The organism is Thermodesulfovibrionales bacterium (genome assembly GCA_035622735.1).
GTDB lineage: Bacteria > Nitrospirota > Thermodesulfovibrionia > Thermodesulfovibrionales > UBA9159 > DASPUT01.
Genome location: DASPUT010000050.1, coordinates 1 through 24342 on the forward strand (window position 1 = coordinate 1; position 24342 = coordinate 24342).

Here is a 24342-nt window from a genome sequence, read left to right on the forward strand (position 1 = left end):
GAGGAACCGCTTTCGATGACTTCCTTCACTCTTTCGGGGGTGATGCCTCCGATCGCGAGGACCGGCAGGGAAACTTCAGATGTTGCCTCTCTTAGTGCATCTGTTCCGAGAGGTTCTCCGTATTTCAGTTTGGACGGCGTATGATAAATCGGCCCGAAGGTTATGAAATCCGCACCGTCCTTCTCTGCCTGAACCGCCTCCTTAAGGGAATGGGTCGAGACCCCCACGAGGAGTCTTCCCTTTGTGATTTTCTTTGCCGCTGATGCAGGGATGCTCGACTGGCCTAAGTGCACGCCGTCTGCTCCAGCCGCGATCGCCACATCAACCCTGTCATTGATGAAAAGTTTTGCCCCGTGCCGCAGGGTAATCTCTCTCAGTTCCTGTGCCATGCTCAACAGTTCCCTTATCGTGAGTTCTTTTTCCCTCAGCTGCAAGGCCCTCAGGCCTCCCCTTAGCGATTCCTCGATAGCCGAATAAAGGGAAGTCCTATCGGTAAACAGGCTCCTATCCGTCACGAGATAGAGCCTAAGATCTTGTAATGATCCGCGTCTCACTCTCCACGGCCGATCTCTTAGAGCATTCCCTCTATCGGGCTGCTCGCCGTTGCGTAGAGTTTCTTCGGGATCCTCCCCGCCCTGAAGGCGAGTCTGCCCGCGACAACCGCGTGCTTCATCGCAGAGGCCATCACGACAGGGTCCCTAGCGCCGGCAATGCCGGTATTAATGAGGGCTGCGTCGCATCCGAGTTCCATCGCTATCGTTGCGTCAGACGCTGTTCCCACACCGGCGTCGACGATCACCGGGACTTTTGCGGCCTCGAGTATGATCCTGATGTTGTATGGATTTCTTATGCCGAGACCGGAACCGATCGGCGCGCCGAGGGGCATCACGGCTGCGGCACCGGCATCCTCCAGTCGTTTTGCCATGATCGGATCGTCGTTTGTATACGGGAAGACGACAAAGCCCTCCTTCGAGAGTATCTCCGTCGCCTTCAGGAGCCCGATGGTGTCGGGGAAGAGCGTCTTCTCGTCTCCTATCACCTCAAGCTTTATGAGATCGGAGATGCCAGCCTCCCGCGCGAGGCGTGAATACCGCAATGCGTCCTCCACCGTATAGCAGCCGGCCGTGTTGGGGAGTATCTTGTATTTCTTCGGATCTATGTAGTCGAGGAGGTTTTCACTCTTCCTGTCTATGATGTTGACCCGTCTCACGGCGACGGTGACGACGTCACTGCCCGAGGCCTCTATGACGTTCTTCGTCTCTTCGAAGTCCCTGTACTTCCCGGTTCCGACCCAGAGCCTCGACCGGAATTCGATGCCTTTGATTACCAATCTGTCTTCCACGCAATCCCCTTTTGTTTCGTCATCCGCCGCCGACGAAGTTAACGATCTCGACCCGGTCCCCCTCGTTGAGATGGAAGGAAGGGTATTGAGCCTTCCCGATGACCGAAAGGTTCACCTCAACGGCAACCCGCTCCGGAAGAACGCGCAACGCATCGAGGAGTTCCTTCAGCGTGGATGCCGATGTCTCGACGGTTTCACCGTTTACGATCAGAGTCATAAAAAAACCGTATCCCTGGAGATACGGCAAAACCATGTTCATGCACTTTGGGTTCCCTTCCCTACGCCGGCATTATCCAGATCAGGTTAGGAGGGTCTCGAACATCCTTCGTCTGTTCGACTCTCAGGCCTTATGCCTCCCCCAGGGTAATTTCAGTATAAAGGAAAAAATTGCTCTATGTCAAACGATTCCCTTCTCCGCAACCTCCCTGACGCCCATCTTTGTCGTCACCTTTGTCTTTCTGTCCTTAACCTCCACAAGACCCTCCTTCAGGTTCTTTTCACCGAGGATGATCTGTGTCGGGATGCCGATCAGGTCAGCGTCCTTGAACTTCACGCCAGCCCTCTCGTCCCGGTCGTCCATCAGGACATCGTTACCCTTTTCTGTCAAATCCCGGTAGAGACTCTCCGCCACCTCGACGGTCTTTTCATCCTTCATGTTGAGAGGCAGTATCTCGAGATCGAAGGGCGAGATGCTCTTCGGCCAGATGATACCGTCTTTGTCATGGTTCTGCTCTATCGCCGCGGCCGCTATCCTCGCGGGACCTATGCCGTAGCTCCCCATGATGATCGGTCTTTCCTGACCGCTCTCGTCGAGGAAAAAGGCCTTCAAGGGTTCCGAGTACTTCGTACCGAGCTTGAAGATATTGCCGATCTCTATGACCCGCTCGACCACAAGCTCGCTACCGCAGTTCAGGCACGAGTCACCCGCACGGGCGACATGAATGTCATGCCATTCTCCCGAAAAATCCCGTCCGGCCTTAACTCCTCTCATGTGGTAGTGGGGTTTGTTCGCGCCGCTGACATAGAGGCCCTCCTGCAGCGAGGGGTCTGCGATTATCCGTACCGATTGTCCCATGGGACCGATGAATCCGGCCTCAACGCCGAGCAGCTCTTTCACCTCGGTCTTCTGTGCGGGTCTGTGGTTTCCTATGACCCGCGCCAGCTTCTTTTCATGGAGTTCCTGGTCGCCCCTCACGAGGGCGAGTACCGGGCCGCTATCGCTCATCACGAGGATGCTCTTTATGAAATACGCAGGAGCGAGTTTCAGGAAGTTCGAGACCTCGGCAACAGTCCTCTTCTCCGGAGTATGGACCTCTTCAAGTGCCCAGTCTTTCGTCTCTATCTTAAGAGGCACCGAGAGTGCAAGCTCCACATTCGCCGCGTAGCCACATTTTCCGCAGAGCGCGACCTCATCCTCTCCGGCCTGACTCGGTGCCATAAACTCATGGGCTGTGGCGCCGCCCATCATGCCGGGGTCGGACTCGACCTGATAGAATTTCAGGCCGCATCTCTCGAAAATCCTGTGGTATGCCTCCGCATGGAGCCGGTAGCTCTTCTCGAGGGCCTCGGGGGAGATATCGAAACTGTAGCTGTCTTTCATGATGAACTCACGGGTGCGCAAGATGCCGCTCTTCGGTCTCGCCTCATCCCGGAGTTTCGTCTGTATCTGATACCAGATCTGCGGAAGGTCCCGGTACGAACGGATCTCCCTTGAGGCGAGCCATGTCATGATCTCCTCATGGGTCATCCCGAGACACATGTCCCTGCCTGTCCGGTCTTTCAGTCTGAACATCTCGTCGCCGATCGTATCCCACCTGCCGGTCTGCTGCCATATCTCCGCGGGATGGAGCACCGGCATCGAGACCTCCTGGCCTCCTATCGCATCCATCTCTTCCCTCAGGACCGCGTGGATTTTGTTCATGAGCCTCCAGCCCAGGGGAAGAAAAACATAGAGGCCTGAGGCGAGTTGCCGGACGTACCCGGCCCTGAGCATGAGGGTATGACTTATCGCCTCTGCGTCGGCAGGGGTCTCGCGAAGCGTCGGGATGAACATCTGCGAAAAGCGCATAACTCCTCCTCTTATCTCATCTTTCGGATGCTTGTTAGAGTAATGAATGTCCGGTCTTTAGTCAAGGGGCAGAGGGCCTGAGGCTTTGAAAAAATCAGGGGAACGTGTTACATTACCGTATTCAATCCTGCCGCGAGGAATAGGGAGATAGGTATGCAGCGAGTGCCGATGACACCCGACGGGTATCAGAAGATTCAGGATGAACTCGAAAGGCTCCTTAAGGTCGAGAGGCCGAGGAACATACAGGCGATAGCAGAGGCACGCGCCCACGGCGACCTTTCGGAGAACGCAGAGTATCATGCGGCGAAAGAACGGCAGTCCTTCATCGAGGGGAGGATACAGGAGCTCCAGGGAAAGCTGGCCCTTGCCGAGATAATCGATCCTTCGAAGATAAGCCAGTCTCGCGTTGCCTTCGGCGCAACCGTCAGGGTTCTGGACGTTGGAGCCGATGAAGAGTATGTCTTCATCCTCGTCGGGACCGAGGAGGCGGACGTGAAACAGGGGAAGATATCGTTCAGTTCGCCTGTCGGCAAGGCCCTCCTCGGTAAGGAGGTCGGCGATTCCGTTGTGATTAAGGCTCCCGCAAGAACGATCGAATACGAAATATTAGAGATACGCTTTGGATAGATACTTCAAGGCACGGATTGCCGAAAACAGACCGCTACAGAAAGAATACAATCTCCTCACCCTAGTCCCTCTCTCGGCAGTAAACGAACCCGCACCCGGACAGTTTTACATGATCGGCATGGAGGGTGATTATGATCCGCTCCTGAAGAGGCCTTTCAGTCTCCTGAGGAGGACATCCTTCGGTCTCCAGTTTCTCTTCAGGGTCAGGGGAAGGGGGACACTCTTCTTGAGGAGTATGAAGGAAGATTCGGTGATCGACGTTCTGGGTCCGCTCGGGAACACCTATCCCCCTCCGCCGAAGGGCCGTACGCCCGTACTCGTTGCAGGGGGCATCGGCATGGCATCGCTGTTTTCGCTCGGAGAGAGGCTCACTGGGGATGCCTATATCTTCTATGGTGTGCGCACCGGAGAAGAATTCCTCTTGCTTGAGGAACTCGAAAGAATTGCGAAGAGACTGACGATAACGACCGACGACGGATCGTGCGGGGAAAAAGGGTGCATAACGGATATCGTGAGGAATTTCGTGTCCGACGGCGCCGCGTCCGGAGCCCTCTATTCAATATACGCGTGTGGTCCGAAGCCTATGCTCGGCGCGTTGTTTTCGATCGTAAAGGGGAAGGGGATTGAGACATTCGTGTCTATGGAAGAGAACATGGCCTGCGGCATAGGGGCCTGCCTCGGTTGTGTCGTGAAGACCGTGAACGGACACAAGAGGGTCTGTAAGGAAGGTCCTGTCTTTCCGATTGATGAAATCCTATGGACCTAACGGTTGACATAGGGAGGCTGAAGCTCAAGAACCCGGTCATGACGGCGTCGGGAACGTTCGGCTACGGTGAGGAGTATTCGGAATTCATTGACCTGAACAGACTTGGGGCGGTTGTGGTCAAGGGGCTTTCCCTCGAACCCAAAGAAGGCAACCCGCCGCCCCGTATAATCGAGACACCCGCAGGAATGCTCAACTCCATCGGTCTCCAGAATATCGGCATAGCGAAATTCATTAAGGAAAAACTTCCCTTCCTGGGGCGGTTCACCGTTCCGGTAATCGCGAACTTTTTTGGAGATTCGATTGACGAATATGCCGAGGCCGCCCGGAGATTAAGCGATGCGGAAGGTATTCACGGCCTCGAAATGAATATCTCGTGCCCGAACAAGGAGGCCGGATGGTGTATCTTCGGCACGGACCCGAAGGTTACGTTCGGAGTTGTGAACGCTGTCCGAAAGGCAACGAACCTGACCCTTATCGTGAAGCTCTCGCCGAATGTGACCGACATTGGGCTCATGGCAAGGGTCGCGGAAGAAGCCGGAGCAGATGCCGTATCCCTCATCAATACCCTGACCGGCATGGCTGTTGATATCGGGACGCGGAGGCCGAAACTCGCGAATATCGTCGGGGGTCTCTCCGGTCCGGCCATAAAGCCTGTCGCTCTCAGGATGGTATGGGAAGCGTCCAAGACGATAAAGATACCGATAGTCGGCATGGGAGGAATCATGAATGCGACGGACGCACTCGAGTTCATGCTGGTCGGCGCTACCGCCGTTGCGGTCGGTACCGCAAATTTCGTGAACCCCGGTGTCACCCGCGAAATTGTAGATGGTATAGAGGGATTCATGCGCGCAAACGAAATCGACGATGTAAGAGCGCTGGTCGGAGGCTTAAGAATATAGATCTTCATCTTATCGAGGTGGCACATGGAACAGGTTCCAATCATCACCCTGACGACAGACTTCGGTTATAAGGACCCGTTCAGCGGCATCATGAAGGGCGTCATCTTCGGGATAAACCCGTCGGTGAATCTTGTAGATGTTACCCACAATATCAGTCGATACAATGTGAGAGAGGCGGCGCTCGTCATCGGCATGAGTTATGGTGACTTCCCCCCCCTCAGTATCCATATCGCGGTGGTAGACCCGGGTGTCGGGTCATCGAGAAGGCCGATCCTTGTGGCAACGGAGCACCACTTCTTCATCGGTCCTGACAACGGGGTCTTTTCGATGGTTTATGACGAGAACGCGGATTGCAGGATCTTTCATCTGACGGCTGCGCACTATTTCAGGGCCGGTCGGGGCGCGACATTTCACGGCAGAGATATCTTCGCGCCTGTCGCTGCCTGGTTTTCGAAGAAGTACGATGCGGCGAATTTTGGAGATTTGATAACCGACCCCGTGAAACTTCCCATTCCCGCTGCCTCCAGACCGACTGCGACGACCCTCGAAGGCGAAGTCCTTTACATCGACGCTTTTGGCAACGCGATAACGAGTATCAGCGAGAAAGACCTCGATGGACTGCGCGGCGCGAAGCCGAATGGAGTCATGAGACTCGTGATAAAGGGGAGGGAGGCGAGACTCAAAGAATATTACAGCCAGGCGGAGGATAAGGGACTCTACGCCTTAATGAACAGCATGGGACATTTAGAGCTGTTTGTCTATAGGGGCAATGCCTCGGGGGAATTCGATATCAAGGTGGGCGATACCCTCGGCATCATGGTGAAATGAAGGGGTAACGCTCAGATCGTCTTCTTGTTCAGTTCGGCGTCGAGGGTCTCGGCGAGAAAGGGAAGCAGGAGCGAACCGCCGGGCAGAAGAAATATAAGAACTACCGGGACGGTCCTTGAGATGCGTTTCAGGTGCAGTTTGATCTCGGCCTTCTCTTCTTTCGTCCACGCCTTCCCGGAATGTCTGTGTTTCAGCATGAGATCGAGAAGTCCCCGCACCTCGAGAACCTCTTTGAGAATGAAATCCTTATTATGTAAGATAAGACGCCTGAAGTAGTTCACCGAGCATTCCCTTCACGGACGTTAGAATCTGCAATTTTGTCTGCCGGAGGCGGCCAGGCCCGAATAGAGCGCCGTCTCAAGGCCGCCGCAATAGTCCTGCCCGTAAGCGGGCGGGTTCACACGTGTTGCATTCATTTGCATTTTTTATTTTAGCATATGTCTTTAGAGGGGTGGGACTCCTTAGGTTTCGCGGAGCGAAGAATCTGGTCTGAACGGCGTTGCGGCGAGGTCTCTCGGGAGATACTTTTTGACCGAGACGTAAGAGTTATAGTAAAATATTGGAATCTTTGAATATGTCCGGAGGTTTGCGATGCCGATCTATGAGTACGCGTGTAATGCCTGTAATGAGACCTTCTCTCTCCTGCAGAGGGTCGGCTCTTCTGAGAGGGACAGTATCTGTCCCCGGTGTGGTTCTGATAAGGTGAGGAAGAAACTCTCTGCCTTCAGCTGCTCTTCCGGAGGAAGCGGTTCTTTTTCTTCTTTTCCATCGGGCGGCCACGGCGGAGGGGGTTGAGGCGTTTCGTCCTGCTGAACCGTTGGTTCAGTGCGAGAGCGAATCATCTCCGGCACGTGAGCCGGCAGTCAAGGAAATCCTCCTTTTATACGTGAAAGGAGGATTTCTCTATATGACCCTGCGATGATGAGCGCGGTTTATCGATTCATCGGGATAAAAGAATGCGAACGCTGAGGAGTTGCCGGAACGGAGCAGCGGTAATCAGTGATAGCTAGGTAACGTTTTCTCGGTATTCTTCAATGCGGGAATGACAAAATGTTTTTCGAGAAGGAGAAGGGATGGGATTTTTCGACCGGTTGAAGGAAGGACTTTCGAAGACACGGAAGGGTCTTATCGAGAAGGTTGAGACGGTCTTCAAGGGACGCAAGATCGACGAGGAGACTCTCGAAGAGCTCGAAGAGACGCTTATCACCTCCGACATCGGAATCAAGGCGACTACGGACATCGTGGCCTTCCTCAGGGAAAAGGCACGGAAGGGTGAGATACAGAATTCCGATAGCGTCAGAGACTATCTGAAGGAAGACATGACAGCCATCCTCGGACCCTCGCGTCCCCTCGTTCTGTCCAAGGAGAAGCCCATTGTCATCCTCACGGTCGGCGTGAACGGGGTAGGGAAGACCACAACGATCGGCAAACTCGCGGGCAGATTTGTTTCCGAGGGCAAGTCCGTGCTCCTTGCGGCTGCCGATACGTTTCGCGCGGCTGCCATAGAGCAGATCGAGATATGGGCCGGGAGGACAGGGGCGCAGCTCGTGAAGCACCAGAGCGGCTCCGACCCTGCCGCAGTCGCCTTTGATGCGATAGAGGCTGCAAGGGCACGCAATGTCGACATCGTGATCGTTGATACCGCCGGAAGGCTGCATACGAAGAGTCCCCTCATGGAAGAGTTGAAGAAGGTGAGGCGTGTCATCGAAAAGGCGTTACCGGGCGCCCCTCACGAGACGATCCTCGTCGTTGACGCGACGACGGGCCAGAACGCGCTGAGACAGGCAGAGATGTTTCACGACGCTGTCGGGGTGACGGGTATCGCTCTCACAAAACTTGACGGAACGGCAAAAGGCGGGATCGTCTTTGCCATTTATAAGGAGCTGGGTATACCGATTAAGTTCATTGGGGTCGGGGAGGGGATTGAGGATCTCCGGGATTTTGATTCACAGGAGTTTGTGGAGGCACTTTTTTCATAAATTCTATCCAGATCGGAAGGGCTGCCTTGGCGCCCGTCTCCTTTGCGCCTAATGACTTGTGGTCGTCCCTGCCGGTCCATACACCGACCACAAGTCTGTCGTCAAACCCGATGAACCATGCGTCCGTAAAGTCATTCGTGGTGCCCGTCTTCCCATAGAGTGTCCTTTTGAGCTCCTTCGCCTTCTGGGCGGTTCCCTCTTCCACTACGGCATGGAGGAGCGTCTTCATCTCGTCAGTATCCTCGGCGGAGAGGAGTTCGGCAGACTCCGGCTTCTTTTCCTCAAGCGGCATGTCCTCTTTGTTGAGGATCTTTTCATAGAGCATCGGTGCGAAGTATTCGCCGGTGGCAAACGTGCCGTAGGCGGATACCATCTCGAAGAGGGTGACATCGGAGGCTCCCAACGCGATGGGGAGATAGGGCTGGAGCTTACTCCGTATCCCGAGGCTCTGGGCCGTGTCGATAATATTTTCGATGCCGAGCTTGACGGCGAGCCGAACCGTTGCGGCGTTCAGGGATTTCGCGAGGGCAGTCTTCAGGGTGACGGGTCCATGATATTTACCGTCATAGTTTTTCGGACTCCAGATCTGCCCCGGCGCTGCTCCATGAAAGGAGAGGGGGGCATCGAGAATCATGTCGTTTACGGTCATGCCCTCCCTGATCGCCGTCAGGTATACGAAGGGCTTGAAGGCGGAACCCGGCTGCCGCAAGGCCTGTGTTGCCCGGTTGAACTGGTTCTTCCAGAAATCGGAACCTCCGACCATCGCTCTCACCGCGCCGGTCCTTAGATCGACCGCGACGAGCGCTGCCTGAGGGGTCGCTCCGATGCGCTTCTCGAGGGCAGCGATACCGTTCGCAACGGCCTCTTCGGCTGCCTTTTGCATCGTCGAGTCGATGGTCGAATAGATCTTGTACCCTGCGGTGTAGAGATCATTCCCATACCTGGTCTCGAGCGCATGGCGGAGCATCTCAACGAAGTAGGGCGCATCGTATTTGCGGAAATGGGGCACTGTCGGAAGGGGTTCCCTTTCCGCTTCCTCATACTCCTTTCTCGTTATGAATTTATGCTCCAGCATCTGTTTCAGAACGACGGACCTTCTCTCCCTTGCCCTCTCGGGATTCTTAAAGGGAGAGAAGAATGATGGCGCCTTCGGAAGGGAGGCGAGGAGCGCGGACTCGCCTATGGTCAGCTCATGTATGGTTTTCCCGAAGTAGGTCTGGGCGGCAGCCTCGATGCCGTACGCACGCGTGCCAAAATAGGCCTGGTTCAGATAGAGTCCGAGGATCTCATCCTTCGTATAATGCTTTTCTATCTGGATCGAGAGGGCGATCTCCTTGATCTTTCTCTTCATGCTCCTCTCCGGTTTGAGAAAGAGCATCTTTGCGAGCTGCTGTGTTATGGTGCTCCCGCCCTGAGCGATGCTCCTCATCCTGATGTCCTGATAGAGAGCCCTCAGAATCCCTATGAAATCGACACCCGGATGGTAGTAGAACCTGACGTCCTCGATCGCGATAAACGCCTTTTTCACCCGATCGGGGATCCTGTAATGGGGAGTGAATGTCCTTCTCTCGATATAGAACTCCGCCAGGACTTTCCCGCCTGAAGAATAGACAAGAGATGACCCGATGGGAGGGTATTCCTCGAGGGATCGTATGGCGGGGAGGTCTGAGAGGTTCCAGTAGATGAAGCCCCCGGCTATTCCGAGCGTGACCGAGATCAGGATAAAGAAGAAAAGCGCCGTCCGTTTCGAGGTGAAGCCATGATATCCTTCTCGTCTTCTCTTCCTTTCCCGGAGCCCTTCACCCTGAGGTTGCTTCTGGGAGGCGTTGAGATCTGCCATGCATTATTATAACCGAGATGCTCCCTTCCCTGATAGAAACCAGCCGGGGGACGTTTTCTTGGTCACCGGATTCGACGAGGGAGAGTAAGCGGCTGGGAGAACCTTCTCCGCTTCAACAGCGAGTCAATCACATTTCTCCTTAGCAGGTCTCTGGGCGCAACTCAAACGCTCTCGTGTAGATTTTCGGCCGGAAGAGGTTATATAATATTTGCCTATAACTTTTAACGGGAGGCAGCGGTGATTCTGAAAGGCAGGGTATGGAGGTTCGGGAATGACGTCGACACAGACGCGATAATTCCTGCGAGGTATCTGAGTACATCGGACCCTGCAGAACTCGCGAGGCATGTCATGGAAGATGCGGATAAGGATTTCCCCGGAAAAGTGCGCGAGGGTGATATTCTCGTCGCCGGCAAGAACTTCGGCTGCGGTTCATCAAGAGAACATGCGCCGATAGCGATAAAGGCAGCGGGCATTCAGGCCGTCATCGCAAGGAGCTTCGCGAGGATCTTCTACAGGAACTCTTTCAATATCGGACTCCCGATTTTTGAATCCGTTGAGGCATCGGAGAGGATTCAAGAGGGCGATGTTGTCGAAATAGACGCTGATGAGGGTGCGATCAAGAATCTCACGCGGAACGAGCGCTATACGGCGAAGCCGATCCCTGCCTTCATGCAAGAGCTGATAAAGGCCGGCGGGCTGATCGAGTGGACCAAGAAGAAGGTAAAAGGAGCTGTTGCATGAACAAGACCTATAGAATAGCGGTAGTCCCCGGTGACGGAACAGGGCCGGAAGTTGTGGCGGAAGGCTTAAAGGTCCTCCACGCGGCTTCGACTAAGTTTGGTTTCGCGCTCAGTCTGAATCATTTTGATTTCGGCGGGGATAGATATCTGCGAACGGGCGAGACATTGCCCGAGGGCGCGATAGAGGAACTCCGGAAATATGATGCGATGTACCTCGGCGCCATCGGTCACCCCGACGTGAAACCCGGAATACTCGAAAAAGGTATTCTCCTGAGGCTGAGGTTCGAGCTTGACCAGTACATCAATCTGAGACCGGTGAAACTTTATCCCGGGATCGACTGCCCTCTGAAGGACAAGGGACCTGAGGACATCGATTTTGTAGTTGTGCGCGAGAATACCGAAGGCCTCTATGCGGGTGCCGGAGGCTTCTTGAAAAGAGGCACCGCTGATGAGGTGGCGGTGCAGGAATCGATTAATACGCGGAAGGGCGTCGAGCGCTGCATCCGCTACGCCTTTGAGTACTGCAGGAAGAGGAACAAGGCGAAAAAACTCACCCTCTGCGGCAAGACGAATGTCCTCACCTTCGCCTTCGACCTGTGGGAGAGGGCCTTCTATGAGGTTGCGAAGGAATACCCTGACATAAAGGCCGACTATGCGCATGTCGATGCGATAACCATGTGGTTTGTGAAGAACCCGGAATGGTTTGACGTAATCGTCACAGACAACATGTTCGGTGATATCATCACTGACCTCGGCGCGATGATTCAAGGCGGGATGGGCATAGCAGCGGGAGGGAACATCAACCCCGGAGGGGTCTCGATGTTCGAGCCGATCGGCGGCTCTGCCCCCAAGTATAAGGGCCAGAACATTATTAATCCCCTCGCGGCGATCTGTGCCGGAGGAATGATGCTCGAACACCTGGGCGAAGAGAAGGCGGGAAAGAGAATCGAAAAGGCTGTCATGGAGATTACCGGCAAACATCTGAAGAGCCTTGCTGCAGGAAAGATGGGCCATTCGACTTCGGAGATCGGGGACATGGTCGCCGATTGCGTGGCGAAGGATTGAGACCGGATGCGACACATATATCCCTTCGAATATCGTCTCCGCGGCCTAGGGCAAGGGCAGTTTTTTCCGTAACCTGGTCAGAGGGAAAATGTTTCTCCGCGGCGATAAATCTCTGCTGCTCCATTTCGGTAGAGCGTGACCGAGCCTTTTCCATAAACATTCCACGTACCGTCCGCGCCGTCGTCAATGATTCCGGTCTGTTCGTCGATCCCGACAATGATATCTCCCGGAACCGCCTGAGACAGATGAGACGCCCATCGTCTGCCGGAGGCATCATGATGGGGAATGATACAAATTCTGGGGATTAGCGTTAAGCCCGTGACAATGCCCCTTGTCTCAGGATCGTAGAAGTGTTCGCCTAACACCATCGCCCCTGCGCTGCTTCCGCCAACTACTGAGCCCTCTCGATAAGCTTTCACGATCGACTGCCAACCGAGACTCCCCTCCAGGGTATTTTTCAGATAGAGCGGAAACCCTCCGAGCAGATAAATGAGTCGGGAATTGAGCAGTGAAGTCACAATCTGATTTTGATTGGCGGAAGCATGATCGATGAGGGGCAAGAGTGTTACCCGTTTTGCGCCTAACTCTTTGAACCAGGAAACACCGTTTTGGCCGGCTCGCTCATGGTTATTGTCAGGTGCTGCTGCGGCAGGGACGATCGAGACTTCTCCATCGAAACCCCCTGCCAGTTCGATGGCGCGGCTATCCGGTTCGGCCATGCCTCCACCGAACTCGGCCCCGCCTTCCAAGAGGATATAGCCCTTCATTCCGCTCTTCCCGTTCCCGCATCGGCTCGACCGGATTGAAGCCGGTGCAGGACAATCTTTTCCATCTTGTAGTCATCCATGATAAAGCCGCCACCGATGTCCTGAACGACGGAACCGAGATTCTTGAAACCGGTTCTTTCATATGCATTGATCGCTCGCCGATTGTTCTTATTCACCGTGAGCAGAACCCTTCCTAATCCCTTTTCCCGAGCCAGCTTCTCGATAAAGAGAATCGCCTTCCTCCCGTGGCCTTTGCCGCGTTCGCAAGTTCTCACATATAACTTACTCAGGAACAATGCATCATGCTGGGGTTGGACACTGAGATATCCGATGAATTGATCGTCTCCTTCGATCAAGAAGTAGAGAAATCCGCTGGCGATCTGCTCTGAAATCGCCTGCCTGGTCTGGAATCTGTCGAGCATGTAGTCTACCTGCTCCTCACCGATTATCGGAATGTAATGCTCAGTCCAGATTTCTTTAGCCAAAGATTCGATAATTGCGATTTGGATTTCGGTCGAGACTTTAATGAACATGGGTTATCTGTCAAAGCAAAGGTGCATACTGCGAGAAGCGAGTTCAGGCGGCCGGGTTGCGCGCAGGGAAACCATTATTCTCCGCAGCTCAGGACGAATGTTCTTCCCCTTCTCGACTCACTTCGGTGCGAGCCTTGCGTGAAATTGCGGATCTCCTTGCGGTGTCCCGGCGCCTATCCAGGAAGCTTCGCCGCGAGGACATCGACCTTCTCTATGACCGGCGGCTGCGCCAGCAGCTCGGGGGCCTTCGCCATGAGTGCGGCCGCGACCCTGCCTGAGAGGTGAGCCTGTCTGCCTGCCTCATCCGGGAAGGCATCGAAGATGCCGAAAGTCGTCGGTCCAAGGCGGATCGCGAACCACGCGGTCGTTGCCGGTTCCTCCTGAACAATCGGCAAACCACCACGAAGGAAGGTTTCGACGTCAGCCTCTTTTCCGGGTTTTGCCTCTAAACGAACAAAGAGTGCTACCTTTACCATGTCCTTTCTCCTTTCTCGATCTGCGTCATGCCCTCTATATGTTTAGTATGTATCACTTCCGGACCACTTTCAAGCGGCTTTCAATGTCACACGGCAGACAGGGTAGTCCTCAAAGGCTAATCTGCCTCACTCTCCTTAGCGAGGGCACTGCTTTTCTTGAGCGTTTGGCAAGGTGCTCAGGGCTTTAAAGCCGAGAGATTCTGCCTGAGCAGCCTTGCTCTGAGGAATTTCGAAGATGTTGATAGCACCATCCGTCGCTCCGCAGAGCGCCGGATGAGCCAAACCGTCAGACCCGCAGAAAGATGACCTGACATCGATCCCTGCGATGATGAGTTCGTTCTTCATCTCCTCGGGAGCTGTGCCGCCTCCTATGCACTGTAAGGAACCCCGGCTTTTGAAAACTTTTACACTTGCTTCGACTGATCCGTCGCCGCACTCGGCAGCGAAAAGGAGAACGCCAATCATGAGTAGTATGCCTCGCATGTATCCTCCTAAGAGCAGAGCCCTTGAAATCACGAGAGCTCTTTTTTCTCCGCCTTATGCCCCGTCATGATCTGATTCTATATATCGTATATGGCAAACAGGCCACTGCGACGAGGACAATAGTCCATAGCCTTCCGGCAAGGATATTATAATCCTGGAGTAGCTTGGACCACGGCTGATGGGCCGTGTAATGACCGAAAATGAATTCGAAGGCGACCGTCAAAAGCAACCAAAGGAGACCTACAACCCACGCCTGACGGGCGTTCTCAACAGGCCATCGGCCGAAGAGGAATAAAGAATAGAGAAAAAATAAAAAGATTCCGGTGAAACAGGAAATTTGGTGAGCGGCCAGTTCAGTCGTGTAGCTTCCATAACCAAGTTGCCGAACAGCCCCGTTCGCTACCGCGATAAATACCATCGGAATCCATGCGAGGGTGTATTTCAAAATCATCTTTTAGCGGTCAAAGCTCGACGGGCAGTGACGAGGAACTACTTTTGAGAAAAGACATATCATCCTTGTCTCTCTTTGGTTGTCCAGAATGCAATTACCTGGAATAGAATACTATTATTCGTCGTCTTAAGGCAAAATGAGTCATGGTGATGATTTCTCATGCGGTCTCATGAGTTTTGATGGGCAAACGAGAGCCCATTTCTCTCTATATCCGTGTAAAGTTACGGCCTGATGGAGTATAATAAAAACCTTACATTTATCATTCAGGAGCAAGAAGATGATGCGAGTGGGGTTTGTCGGATGGCGCGGCATGGTCGGGTCGGTTCTCATGGGCCGCATGCAGGAAGAGCGGGATTTCGATCTTGTCGATCCCGTTTTCTTTACGACTTCGAATGTGGGAGGCAGAGGGCCCAACATCGGCAAGAATGTTGAGCCGCTTAAGGACGCGAAGAGCATCAATGATCTGAAGAATATGGAGACGATCATCGCCTGCCAGGGCGGCGAATATACAAAAGAGATCTTTCCGAAGCTGCGCTCTGCCGGCTGGAATGGCTACTGGATCGATGCGGCCTCGACGCTCCGCATGGAGAGAGACGCGATCATCATCCTCGATCCGGTCAACATGAAGGTAATCAAGTATGCCCTGAGTAAGGGGATCAGGAACTACATCGGGGGCAACTGCACGGTCTCGCTCATGCTCCTCGCCCTCGGCGGGCTTTACGAACGTGGTCTCGTGGAATGGATGTCCGCCATGACTTACCAGGCGGCCTCTGGAGCAGGAGCCCAGAACATGCGGGAGCTACTGAAACAGATGGGTTCTGCCCACGGCTCGGTGAGTCACCTCCTCGAAGATCCTTCGAGCGCGATTCTCGACATAGACCGCACCGTGGCTGAGCACGTTCGCTCCGAGAGATACCCGCGGGAGTTCTTCGGTGTGCCGCTCGCCTGCTCGCTCATCCCCTGGATCGACAGGCAGCTCGAGAACGGTCAAAGTCGGGAGGAGTGGAAGGGCCAGGCCGAGACGAACAAGATCCTCGGTCGTGAGTCAGACCCGATTCCGATCGACGGCATCTGCGTTCGGGTGGGCGCCATGCGGTGCCACAGCCAGGCACTGACGATCAAACTCACGAAGAATGTGCCGCTTGACGAAATCAACGGCATGATCGCCGGCCACAACAAGTGGGTGAAGCACGTGCCGAACCAGCGTGAGATTACGATGAGAGAGCTCACGCCCGCCGCCGTGACCGGGACGCTCACTGTGCCTGTCGGGAGGCTCCGCAAGATGAACATGGGGCCTGAATACCTCGCGGCCTTCACCTGTGGGGACCAACTCCTCTGGGGCGCGGCAGAGCCCCTGAGGCGTATGCTCCGAATCCTCGCGGAGAACTGATTCAGGTGTTTCAAGGGATGGTGCGAACGTTCTTCCGCATTCTGATGAGTTGCTTCAAATGAAGATAGAGAAGAGAGACCCGTTATGCTGAAGAAGAAAGAAAAGTATGTCGTAGCAATAGTGGGCGCGACGGGCGCGGTCGGAGAGGAGATGATCGCCACTCTTGAGAGCAGGAACTTCCCTGTCGAGAAGTTGAGACTCTTCGCTTCCGAGATGTCCGAGGGTAAGAAGCTCGAATTTGGAGGTAGACAAATACCGGTCGAAATCCTGCGGGAAGATTCCTTCAAGGGAATCGACATCGCGCTCTTTTCCGCGGGCTCTGAGCGCTCAAAGATCTGGGCGCCGCTCGCCGCAAAATCGGGCTGCGTTGTCATCGATAATTCGAGTCAATGGAGGATGGACCCTGAGGTTCCCCTCGTCGTCCCTGAAGTGAACCCCCATGACCTGAAAGGCCACAAGGGGATAATCGCTAACCCCAACTGTTCGACGATACAGATGGTTGTCGTCCTGAAGCCGATTCACGATGCGGCAAAAATCAGGCGGGTCGTTGTCACTACGCTTCAGTCAGTTTCCGGGACCGGCAAGAAGGCCATGGACGAACTACTCCGTCAGACGACAGACCTCCTGAATTTCAGAGAGATAAAGCCTGTAGTCTATCCTCACCAGATCGCCTTCAATTGCCTTCCCCATATCGATGCGTTCCTCGAAAACGGCTATACAAAGGAAGAGATGAAGATGGTAAACGAGACGAGAAAGATTCTAGGCGATAGTTCAATGGGGCTGACCGCCACGACGGTCAGGGTTCCTGTTTTCCGCGGTCATTCCGAGAGCGTCAACATCGAGACAGAAAATAAACTGACCGCGGATGAAGCGAGGGCAATCCTCTCCGCCGCGCCGGGTGTCGTTGTCTACGATGCACCCGAGAAGAACGTCTATCCCCTCGCGATATATGCTGCGGGGAAGGACGAGACGTTTGTCGGACGCATCAGGGAGGATGAATCGATAGAGAAGGGCCTCAATATCTGGATTGTGGCGGACAACCTCAGGAAAGGCGCTGCCCTCAACGCAGTTCAGATCGCCGAAAAGCTCATAGAGATGGCGTGAGGACCTCCCGGAGAGTAATTCTGTCTGGCGATGCTGCAGATAAGGTTCGAGCTTTCCCTCTAAGATATCATCTAAAGATTTTTGTCTATTCGTCGTGGCAATCATGAAAGAGAAAAGATCGGTTGATTTCATAATTCGTGCCGAGTACCTCCTCCCCATCGACAGTGAGTTTACCGTCATATCGGATGGTGCGGTTGCCGTCAGCGGCGGGAAGATCGCTGCTTTCGGAAAATATGAGGAGATCGCAGAGAAGTACCGCTCCGATTCCCTAATCGGTGGAAAAGGTCGGGTCCTGATGCCCGGTCTCATTAATACCCATACCCATGCCGCGATGGTCTACTTCCGGGGGCTCGCCGATGACCTCCCCCTGAAGGAATGGCTCGAGGGACATGTCTGGCCCGCCGAATCGAAGTGGCTGAGTCCGGAGTTCATCTCCGATGCGACAGAGCTCGCCTGTCTCGAGATGCTGAAGGCCGGGATCACGACATACAATGACATGTATTTCTTCGGCGAGTCCGCCGGTGTCGCTGCAAGGAGAATCGGAATGAGGGCGGTGCTCGGCGCCGGCGTCGTTGATTTTCCTACAAAGGCCGGAAAGAATGCTGATGAGTATATCCGGAAGGCAGAGGCATTCATCAAGGACTGGAAGGGAGATGAATTCATAACGCCGTCTGTAGCGCCCCATTCCCCCTATGCCTGCGGACCCGAGACCCTGAAGAAGGTGAAGAGGCTCGCAGAGAAATACGATGTGCCTATCCACATTCATCTTTCGGAAACGGAATGGGAGGTTGAGGAGATACGGTCGAAGTACGGAAACCGCCCGGTTAGACACCTCGATGCGCTCGACTTTCTCGATAAACAGGTGCTCGCAGCGCATTGCGTATGGCTGGACGATGAGGAGATAGAGACACTCGCAAAGAGGGATACCGGTGTCTCACACTGCATAGAGAGCAACCTGAAGCTTGCATCCGGAATTGCACGAATTACGGACATGCTCAAGGCGGGTGTTAAGGTAACCTTTGGGACGGACAGCGCGGCGAGCAATAATGACCTGAATATCATGAGCGAGATGTCGACGGCTGCGAAGATTCACAAGGCGGTATCGAAAGATCCTACCGCGCTTGATTCGAGGACAGTCCTCCGGATGGCGACGAAATGGGGCGCAGAGGTCCTCGGTCTCGGGAATGTCACGGGGAGCATAGAGAAGGGGAAGGCTGCCGACCTCATCGTCCTGAACATTGGGAAGCCCCATCTGACCCCCGTCTATGATATCTGCTCCCATATCGTCTATTGCCTGAGGGCATCGGATGTCGAGACCGTCATGGTAGAAGGCAGGGTGATCGTCCGTGGAGGAAAAATGAACGACGGCAATGAAGAAGAAATTCTGGACAAGGCGAAGAGGTGGGGCGAGAAGATAAAGGGCGGCAGCAAGTAAAGAGGAGATCTATGGGTGATGAACACGAAAAATTGATGAAGACGACGGTATACCTGGAAGAAGAAGTCCTGGAAGAACTTGAGAAGGTCGCGGTGGAATATTCGGAGGAGACCGGAAAGAGATGGTCCCGGGGAGGAGTGATACGGCTCGCTCTCGGCGAGTTCTTTGCGCGGAGGGGGAAGATACTTTAATCGACTGCCGGATGCGGCAGCTTTCCTTCCGTGGCATTGACTCAGACCACTCAAATCGATTAGAGTAACAGCGAAACGAAATGTGAACTCCCACCGAGCAGTACACGCAGGATGAGGGTTGCACAGCATATCCAGAGCGAGGTTAGAAATCATGTCCGAAGAGAAAATCGTTGCCGATTCAGAAAGACCCGATGAGCACGTCGAAGCTGGAGGAGTCGAAGAGAGTTTCGCCGAACTGCTCGAAAAGAGCGGTTCTCCGTCCGGGAGGCTTGAACCGGGCCAGAAGGTAAGAGCCAAGGTTATCAGCATTTCCGAAGACTTTGTTTACATAGACCTCGGAGGGAAAAGTGAGGGTATGATCGACGTGAAGGAGTTTATGGATCAGGACGGTACCCTTCGCGTGCGGGAAGGCGAGGAGATCGAGGCCTTCTTCGTCTCTCTGCAGGACGGCGGGAGGGTGTTGACCACAAAGATTCGCGGTTATGCTCCCCAGTCGCTGAAAGCTATCCGTGACGCATTCGAGGCCGGTCTGCCGGTGACGGGAGAAGTTAAACGGGAGGTGAAGGGCGGCTTCGAGATATCTGTCGGTGGGGTGAGATGTTTCTGTCCCTTTTCCCAGATAGACCTCAGGGGAGGGCGTGAGGGCGGAATTTTCCTCGGGCAGAGCTTCTCCTTTAAGGTTCTTGAATTCGGGGAAGAGGGCCGCAACATCGTCGTTTCTAGGCGGGTGCTCCTGGAAGAGGAGAAGCGGGCGAAGAGAGAAAAACTGAAAGAGACCCTTGAGGTGGGGATGGAGGTGACCGGCAGAGTTCGTTCCCTTCAGAATTTCGGGGCCTTTCTTGATATTGGAGGGATTGACGGCCTGCTCCCCGTCAGCGAAATCGCCTGGGGACGGACGGAGAGGCCGCAGGATGTCTTATCCGTGGGGCAGGAGGTAAAGGTGAAGATCATCTCCCTCGATTGGGAGAGTAACCGTCTGACCTTGAGCATGAGGCAGATGCAGCAGGACCCCTGGATGACTTCAGCGGAAAGGTATCCCGTTGATAGTCGTGTGCAGGGCACCATAGTCAGGCTGACCGCCTTCGGCGCCTTTGTGAACCTTGAACCGGGCATTGACGGGTTAATCCATATATCGAACCTCGGCGCAGGCAGGCGGATTAATCATCCGAAGGAAGTAGTAGAGGTCGGACAGGTAGTCGAAGCGTATGTTCTCGAAGTCGACCCTCTGAAGAGGAAACTCTCTCTCTCGATGCAGCCTAAACCAAAAGTGGAGAAGATCGCTCTTCCAGCCGTGGGGGAGGTTCTTGAGGGAGTCGTTGAGAAGGTGATGCCCTTCGGCATCTTCCTGAGGCTGAATAGCGGCCTGACTGGACTCATACCGAATGCCGAGGTCGGCACCCCCCGCGGGACCGATCATAGCCGTATGTTCCCTGAAGGAACCCCGATGCAGGCTGTCGTGGCGGACGTGGACAGCAGTAACGGTAAGGTGCGGCTTAGCCGGAAAGGTGTGCTTGAGAAGAAAGAGCAGGAAGAGTTCAATCGATATAAGGACGCTGCGAAGGAAAAGAAGGAATCATCAGGCGGACTCGGGATTCTCGGAGAAGCGCTGAAGGCAAAGCTTGAGGAGAAGAATAAATAACGAGCCGGCATGACAGCTCTTCCAGAAGACGGTGTGGTGCCATAAGTCCGCTTTTCTGTCGGAACTCTTTGTAAACCACAAAGAAATCTAACTAAGCAAGTCTTGCCTGTCGATAGCGGTTCGAGTCTTTGATCTATTAGACGTTAGAGTAGGACTCCGGCTTCCACCGACTACATCGCACATTCATGAAATAGCAACAGTTGAAGGTTTACGAGAGAAACGTGTATCACCTTTATTTGTCATTTGTTGACTCAATACGCATTACCTTTCTTTGTTTCCTGCACTCAGGGCAAATTGGTAGTCCTTGTCGATGGGATAATTGAAATAAGACGAACCCCCAGCCTCGAAGGTGCTTCGAACATAGCACGCGACGGCATGAACGACACACGCCTCCATCCTCAGGCATGAAAGATCTGCGGCATTTTTCGCAAATGAAGGGAACAACTGGTTTAGTCAAAGTCACTAATGCTTTTCTCCCGCGATCCTTGCCAAGGCGACGACGTAAGGAAGGGTTTGAGGACTGCGATTGAGTCTTTTCTAACGATCGGATCTTTCACTCTCACCTCCCAAGGTTGAAAATGAAAATCACCATGTATCCTATCAATACAGCAATGAAAATAAGCGAAAGGATATAAGTAAGCCTCTTATTTGCGATGCGGATTATCCAGAAATTGCTCGGTAACTGTTCGAGGGGAATCGTCCTAAAACCATACCATCTGTACTTGTAGCCAATTACCAATAATAGGAGAACAGACACGACTGAGAAAAATGCTGCGGAACGCAGATCATGCAACACGAAAAAAGGGATAGCAATAGAGAGAAACATTGCAAATGGCATAATGACAAACGCCAAGAGCGCACCATTAAAAGTCATACGATACTCTGTGTATTTGTGACAAGTCTGACATCTATAATAAAAATGGAACCCTCCCATCGTGAAGCCATAATATTCCAGATTTGAAGCCTCGCAGTGGGCACATGCCCCTTTAGGTTTTAAAATGGTAATCATTTATTCAGACACAAAGTGTTTTTGCAGAATCTTCTCCTCATAAATGCCAGTGAAATACTTTTTCCACTTGTGACATGCACCATTATATCAGACTACGACGCTGCGGTTTTCAGGAAGGAAACCGAGAGTTCGTGTTACAATGTGTCTGTGAAGAAACGTTCCTATAAATCTTTTGCGTCGATCGCCATACTCTGTATGCTCTCACTCTCCACGGGCTGCGGCGGGGGAAAGTCGCTCAGAGTGCAGGGAGTTCAGGAGGGCACACAGCTTACAGGGCAGTACAGGCTCGTTCTTTACAGGGATGGAAGCTGGGACGGGCTCAAGACCGTAGCGTTTCTTGACTTAGAGGGTGATGGCTATATGCTGGTGCCCCACGCTGAGCGCTATGATTACCAGGTTGTAACCGGCGTCCGAGGTCAGGATGCCCTTAGGGAGGCGCTTGCGTTCATCCGCACCCATCGCCTCTATAGGGGATATCAGATGAGCAGCATCCTGGATCCGTCGGGAAATATCATAGGCTACGAAGTGAGACCCCTGTATGATCCTACGACTTACGGGGTAAGCGATCTCCTGACCGTCTCATACACGCTCAGAGAGGAGGGCAAGGTGCAGATTGATATCACCCTCCTCCAAAGGGTGATAAACCGCGATCAGAGATAGACAATTCGGGTATTGTCCGGGCGGATTTTCCTTGCGCATGAGTGGGCGGTTTTTATCCTTCCTGATTAACTGCGCTCAGCCTTTCATCAAATACAGTCTGCTTCGCATCGTGCTCGGCCGTCAGGCTCGCGAGTTCATCGAAAAGGGTATCGATCTTCGCCTTCGATGACCGGAGAGACTTAGAAAGCCTTTTTATGGAGTTACCGTCGCTCTTCACGGAAGCCTCGAGAAGTCCATTCGTCTCCAGTTCGGTTTCCTTCTCCAGCTGTATGATCGCCTTCTCGATTTCAGCGATCCTCGTCTGCAACGGCCCGAGGGTCTTCGAGCGGTCCGTGATTATCGCGGCCCGGATACGCCGGAGGTCCCGTTTACTTTGGGCCCTGCATTGTCCGTTTGCCGGCCTTCCAGGGACAGTTCCTTCGTCTTCTTCCTTCCACCCGACACGCTCGAGAAAGTCCTGGTAACTCCCTGCAAAGAGCGTTACCTTTCCGCCGTCAAAGACGATAAGCCTTGTTGCCAGGGCATGGAGGATCATTTCACTGTGCGTGACGATCAGGACGGCGCCCCTGAAGGAATCCAGGGCCTCGATGAGGGAATCGATCGACTCCATGTCGAGATGATTCGTCGGCTCGTCGAGGAGGAGAAGGTTTGCGGGGCTGACGAACAATTTTCCGAGCAATACACGACTTCGCTCTCCCCCCGAGAGGACATCGATCTTCTTCAGTGCCCTGTCACCCTCGAACATTATCGCCCCGCAGATTTTGCGCGCGGTCCCGCGGCTGTAATCCGGATGGACATCGAGGATCTCTTCTTCCACGGTCTTTTGCGGATCGAGACGGTCTATGTTCGTCTGGCCGAAATAGGCCAATCTGAGATGGGGATGGCGTGTGATAGTGCCGGTGAGCGGCGGGAGTTCCCCTGCCAGGAGATTGAGAAGAGTCGTTTTCCCTTTCCCGTTTTTTCCGATGAGGGCGATCCTGTCATGTTTTCCGACCGATATACCAAACCCCTCGATGAGAGGCGGACCCTCACGGTCAAAGGAGAAGGCGAGATCTTCGACACCGATGAGTTGTTTCCCGGTGAAAGGAGCAGCGCTGAATTCGAAATCGAGCGTCTTCATTACCGAGAGTTTTTCGAATTTCTCCCTCTTCTGCAACGCCTTTATCCTTGACTGTACGGCTCTGGCCTTATTAGCCTGCGCCCTGAAACGATTGATGAACTGCTCCGTCTCTTTCCGTTTCTTTTCATCGTTTATCCGTGTCTGTTCGTAAATCTCTTCTTCCTGCAAGATCTGTTCGTACAGTTGGTGCGTTGTCCCAGTAATTTTCCGTACCCTGGCGCGGTGGATGCCCATGGTATGGGTAGTCACGCTATCCATGAAGTCACGGTCATGGGTGATGAGGATCAGTTCATTTTTCCAATTCCGCAGGAATTTCGTCAGCCACCGTATTGACGTGATATCGAGGTAGTTCGTAGGCTCGTCGAGGAGGAGGAGGTTCGGTTCCGAGACGAGCACCTTTGCGAGGTTCAGCCTCACCTGATAGCCCCCCGACAATTCCGAAGGGCTGCGGCCAAAGTCTTCCCGTGAGAAGCCGAGGCCGAGCAGAACAGCCCCTACCTTGTATGTCTCATCCCTGCCGTCCTCATCCGGCCTGATACCGAGGCAGCCTTCTTTCAAGACGGTATCCTCGGAGAATCTGATATGCTGGGAGATATGGCCGATGAGATAGTCGTTGGGAATGCCGATCACTCCGGAATCAGGATGCTCTTCGCCGATTATCAGCCGGAAGAGGGTGGTCTTGCCCGAACCGTTTCTCCCCACGAGTCCGACGCGTTCGGCGGCATTGATGCTGAATCCGGCATCGTCAAAAATCACCTGACCGCCATAGGCCTTCTGTAAGCTGCTGACCTGAATCATTCCGTGCTCTTGGGGGTTTTCACGATTGAGTGGATTTCGATAACCGATAGCTTTTCTATTATATCATTATCCTTCGGCCAGAACGACTCAGGTCCTTTTCCGCCGCAGAGAGAAGATCCCCGCACCGAGGAG

The 24342-nt window shown here is 53.8% G+C and carries 25 protein-coding genes and 1 riboswitch; of the genes, 14 read left to right on the top strand and 11 right to left on the bottom strand.

Going from position 1 to position 24342, the window contains the following annotated elements; genetic code table 11:
• From thiE to VEI96_02625, 4 genes are all read right to left on the bottom strand, one after another.
• Positions 1-515: thiamine phosphate synthase (gene thiE / locus VEI96_02610; protein HXX56877.1), on the bottom strand; the 515-nt coding region annotated here is incomplete at its 3' end.
• Positions 516-571: 56 nt separating this feature from the next.
• Entirely contained in the window at positions 572-1342 is a 771-nt protein-coding gene (locus VEI96_02615; protein ID HXX56878.1) for a thiazole synthase, read from the bottom strand.
• Positions 1343-1361: 19 nt separating this feature from the next.
• On the bottom strand, positions 1362-1601 hold the full coding sequence (gene thiS / locus VEI96_02620) for a sulfur carrier protein ThiS (GenBank protein ID HXX56879.1): 240 nt from the start codon (positions 1599-1601) through the stop codon (positions 1362-1364).
• A riboswitch (TPP riboswitch) is annotated at positions 1601-1712 on the bottom strand. It overlaps the preceding gene by 1 nt.
• Positions 1713-1739: 27 nt before the next feature.
• Entirely contained in the window at positions 1740-3410 is a 1671-nt protein-coding gene (locus VEI96_02625; protein HXX56880.1) for a proline--tRNA ligase, read from the bottom strand.
• Between the two features lie 153 nt (positions 3411-3563).
• Here VEI96_02625 and greA point away from each other — a divergent pair, with 153 nt between their 5' ends.
• Genes greA through VEI96_02645 form a run of 4 tightly spaced genes read left to right on the top strand, consistent with a single transcriptional unit; the run spans position 3564 to position 6530 of the window.
• Positions 3564-4037 (top strand): transcription elongation factor GreA, encoded by a 474-nt coding sequence (greA, locus tag VEI96_02630; GenBank protein ID HXX56881.1) that lies wholly within the window; start codon positions 3564-3566, stop codon positions 4035-4037.
• Positions 4030-4803, top strand: coding sequence for a dihydroorotate dehydrogenase electron transfer subunit (locus tag VEI96_02635; protein ID HXX56882.1), 774 nt, complete (start codon positions 4030-4032; stop codon positions 4801-4803). The genes greA and VEI96_02635 overlap by 8 nt, the downstream gene beginning before the upstream one ends.
• Positions 4794-5702, top strand: a complete 909-nt coding sequence (locus VEI96_02640) for a dihydroorotate dehydrogenase (protein ID HXX56883.1) — start codon at positions 4794-4796, stop codon at positions 5700-5702. Before VEI96_02635 ends, VEI96_02640 begins: the two co-directional genes overlap by 10 nt.
• Positions 5703-5726: 24 nt before the next feature.
• Positions 5727-6530, top strand: coding sequence for an SAM-dependent chlorinase/fluorinase (locus VEI96_02645; GenBank protein HXX56884.1), 804 nt, complete (start codon positions 5727-5729; stop codon positions 6528-6530).
• A gap of 11 nt (positions 6531-6541) precedes the next feature.
• Here VEI96_02645 and VEI96_02650 read toward each other — a convergent pair whose 3' ends face one another.
• Positions 6542-6811 (bottom strand): hypothetical protein, encoded by a 270-nt coding sequence (locus VEI96_02650; GenBank protein HXX56885.1) that lies wholly within the window; start codon positions 6809-6811, stop codon positions 6542-6544.
• A gap of 310 nt (positions 6812-7121) precedes the next feature.
• Between VEI96_02650 and VEI96_02655 the strand changes: the two genes are divergently transcribed.
• Both VEI96_02655 and ftsY read left to right on the top strand, forming a co-directional pair.
• The gene (locus VEI96_02655) at positions 7122-7325 is read left to right on the top strand and encodes a zinc ribbon domain-containing protein (GenBank protein HXX56886.1); all 204 of its coding nucleotides are present in this window, start codon (positions 7122-7124) and stop codon (positions 7323-7325) included.
• Positions 7326-7603: 278 nt separating this feature from the next.
• Positions 7604-8509, top strand: a complete 906-nt coding sequence (gene ftsY, locus VEI96_02660; protein ID HXX56887.1) for a signal recognition particle-docking protein FtsY — start codon at positions 7604-7606, stop codon at positions 8507-8509.
• Here ftsY and VEI96_02665 read toward each other — a convergent pair.
• Positions 8433-10349, bottom strand: coding sequence for a penicillin-binding protein 1A (locus VEI96_02665; GenBank protein ID HXX56888.1), 1917 nt, complete (start codon positions 10347-10349; stop codon positions 8433-8435). The genes ftsY and VEI96_02665 overlap by 77 nt on opposite strands.
• Positions 10350-10586: 237 nt before the next feature.
• Between VEI96_02665 and leuD the strand changes: the two genes are divergently transcribed.
• A complete protein-coding gene (gene leuD, locus VEI96_02670; GenBank protein HXX56889.1) occupies positions 10587-11090 on the top strand; it encodes a 3-isopropylmalate dehydratase small subunit in 504 nt (167 codons plus the stop codon).
• On the top strand, positions 11087-12154 hold the full coding sequence (locus tag VEI96_02675) for a 3-isopropylmalate dehydrogenase (GenBank protein HXX56890.1): 1068 nt from the start codon (positions 11087-11089) through the stop codon (positions 12152-12154). Before leuD ends, VEI96_02675 begins: the two co-directional genes overlap by 4 nt.
• A gap of 77 nt (positions 12155-12231) precedes the next feature.
• Here the strand turns inward: VEI96_02675 and VEI96_02680 are convergent, their stop codons facing one another.
• The 4 genes from VEI96_02680 to VEI96_02695 all read right to left on the bottom strand — a co-directional run bounded on the left by VEI96_02680 (position 12232) and on the right by VEI96_02695 (position 14413).
• A complete protein-coding gene (locus tag VEI96_02680; protein HXX56891.1) occupies positions 12232-12921 on the bottom strand; it encodes a Type 1 glutamine amidotransferase-like domain-containing protein in 690 nt (229 codons plus the stop codon).
• Positions 12918-13454, bottom strand: a complete 537-nt coding sequence (locus VEI96_02685) for a GNAT family N-acetyltransferase (protein HXX56892.1) — start codon at positions 13452-13454, stop codon at positions 12918-12920. Before VEI96_02685 ends, VEI96_02680 begins: the two co-directional genes overlap by 4 nt.
• A gap of 173 nt (positions 13455-13627) precedes the next feature.
• The gene (locus VEI96_02690) at positions 13628-13930 is read right to left on the bottom strand and encodes an antibiotic biosynthesis monooxygenase (GenBank protein ID HXX56893.1); all 303 of its coding nucleotides are present in this window, start codon (positions 13928-13930) and stop codon (positions 13628-13630) included.
• Between the two features lie 135 nt (positions 13931-14065).
• Entirely contained in the window at positions 14066-14413 is a 348-nt protein-coding gene (locus VEI96_02695; protein HXX56894.1) for a hypothetical protein, read from the bottom strand.
• Between the two features lie 728 nt (positions 14414-15141).
• On the opposite strand from VEI96_02695, the gene asd reads away from it, so the two are divergent.
• The 6 genes from asd to VEI96_02725 all read left to right on the top strand — a co-directional run bounded on the left by asd (position 15142) and on the right by VEI96_02725 (position 22292).
• A complete protein-coding gene (asd, locus tag VEI96_02700; protein HXX56895.1) occupies positions 15142-16254 on the top strand; it encodes an aspartate-semialdehyde dehydrogenase in 1113 nt (370 codons plus the stop codon).
• Between the two features lie 84 nt (positions 16255-16338).
• Positions 16339-17358 (top strand): aspartate-semialdehyde dehydrogenase, encoded by a 1020-nt coding sequence (locus tag VEI96_02705; GenBank protein ID HXX56896.1) that lies wholly within the window; start codon positions 16339-16341, stop codon positions 17356-17358.
• A 103-nt stretch (positions 17359-17461) separates the two neighbouring features.
• Positions 17462-18793: an amidohydrolase gene (locus VEI96_02710; GenBank protein HXX56897.1), complete on the top strand. Its 1332-nt coding sequence runs from the start codon at positions 17462-17464 to the stop codon at positions 18791-18793.
• Between the two features lie 11 nt (positions 18794-18804).
• A complete protein-coding gene (locus tag VEI96_02715; protein HXX56898.1) occupies positions 18805-18984 on the top strand; it encodes a hypothetical protein in 180 nt (59 codons plus the stop codon).
• A gap of 151 nt (positions 18985-19135) precedes the next feature.
• Positions 19136-20623 carry a 30S ribosomal protein S1 gene (rpsA, locus tag VEI96_02720; protein HXX56899.1) on the top strand — a complete coding sequence of 496 codons (1488 nt, stop codon included), beginning with the start codon at positions 19136-19138 and terminating at the stop codon, positions 20621-20623.
• A 1156-nt stretch (positions 20624-21779) separates the two neighbouring features.
• Positions 21780-22292: a hypothetical protein gene (locus VEI96_02725; GenBank protein ID HXX56900.1), complete on the top strand. Its 513-nt coding sequence runs from the start codon at positions 21780-21782 to the stop codon at positions 22290-22292.
• A 52-nt stretch (positions 22293-22344) separates the two neighbouring features.
• Here VEI96_02725 and VEI96_02730 read toward each other — a convergent pair whose 3' ends face one another.
• A complete protein-coding gene (locus tag VEI96_02730; GenBank protein ID HXX56901.1) occupies positions 22345-24210 on the bottom strand; it encodes an ABC-F family ATP-binding cassette domain-containing protein in 1866 nt (621 codons plus the stop codon).
• Positions 24211-24342 lie beyond the last annotated feature (132 nt).

What these genes read in the sequence shown, in the direction of transcription:
- VEI96_02640 (HXX56883.1), top strand. Translation starts at nt 4,794, where the DNA reads ATGGACCTAACGGTTGACATAGGGAGGCTGAAGCTCAAGAACCCGGTC.
- rpsA (HXX56899.1), top strand. Translation starts at nt 19,136, where the DNA reads ATGTCCGAAGAGAAAATCGTTGCCGATTCAGAAAGACCCGATGAGCAC.
- VEI96_02730 (HXX56901.1), bottom strand. Translation starts at nt 24,210, where the DNA reads ATGATTCAGGTCAGCAGCTTACAGAAGGCCTATGGCGGTCAGGTGATT.
- thiS (HXX56879.1), bottom strand. Translation starts at nt 1,601, where the DNA reads ATGAACATGGTTTTGCCGTATCTCCAGGGATACGGTTTTTTTATGACT.
- VEI96_02685 (HXX56892.1), bottom strand. Translation starts at nt 13,454, where the DNA reads ATGTTCATTAAAGTCTCGACCGAAATCCAAATCGCAATTATCGAATCT.
- ftsY (HXX56887.1), top strand. Translation starts at nt 7,604, where the DNA reads ATGGGATTTTTCGACCGGTTGAAGGAAGGACTTTCGAAGACACGGAAG.
- asd (HXX56895.1), top strand. Translation starts at nt 15,142, where the DNA reads ATGATGCGAGTGGGGTTTGTCGGATGGCGCGGCATGGTCGGGTCGGTT.
- VEI96_02645 (HXX56884.1), top strand. Translation starts at nt 5,727, where the DNA reads ATGGAACAGGTTCCAATCATCACCCTGACGACAGACTTCGGTTATAAG.
- VEI96_02625 (HXX56880.1), bottom strand. Translation starts at nt 3,410, where the DNA reads ATGCGCTTTTCGCAGATGTTCATCCCGACGCTTCGCGAGACCCCTGCC.
- VEI96_02665 (HXX56888.1), bottom strand. Translation starts at nt 10,349, where the DNA reads ATGGCAGATCTCAACGCCTCCCAGAAGCAACCTCAGGGTGAAGGGCTC.
- VEI96_02695 (HXX56894.1), bottom strand. Translation starts at nt 14,413, where the DNA reads ATGCGAGGCATACTACTCATGATTGGCGTTCTCCTTTTCGCTGCCGAG.
- VEI96_02710 (HXX56897.1), top strand. Translation starts at nt 17,462, where the DNA reads ATGAAAGAGAAAAGATCGGTTGATTTCATAATTCGTGCCGAGTACCTC.
- VEI96_02705 (HXX56896.1), top strand. Translation starts at nt 16,339, where the DNA reads ATGCTGAAGAAGAAAGAAAAGTATGTCGTAGCAATAGTGGGCGCGACG.
- VEI96_02680 (HXX56891.1), bottom strand. Translation starts at nt 12,921, where the DNA reads ATGAAGGGCTATATCCTCTTGGAAGGCGGGGCCGAGTTCGGTGGAGGC.
- VEI96_02655 (HXX56886.1), top strand. Translation starts at nt 7,122, where the DNA reads ATGCCGATCTATGAGTACGCGTGTAATGCCTGTAATGAGACCTTCTCT.
- greA (HXX56881.1), top strand. Translation starts at nt 3,564, where the DNA reads ATGCAGCGAGTGCCGATGACACCCGACGGGTATCAGAAGATTCAGGAT.
- VEI96_02690 (HXX56893.1), bottom strand. Translation starts at nt 13,930, where the DNA reads ATGGTAAAGGTAGCACTCTTTGTTCGTTTAGAGGCAAAACCCGGAAAA.
- VEI96_02675 (HXX56890.1), top strand. Translation starts at nt 11,087, where the DNA reads ATGAACAAGACCTATAGAATAGCGGTAGTCCCCGGTGACGGAACAGGG.
- VEI96_02715 (HXX56898.1), top strand. Translation starts at nt 18,805, where the DNA reads ATGGGTGATGAACACGAAAAATTGATGAAGACGACGGTATACCTGGAA.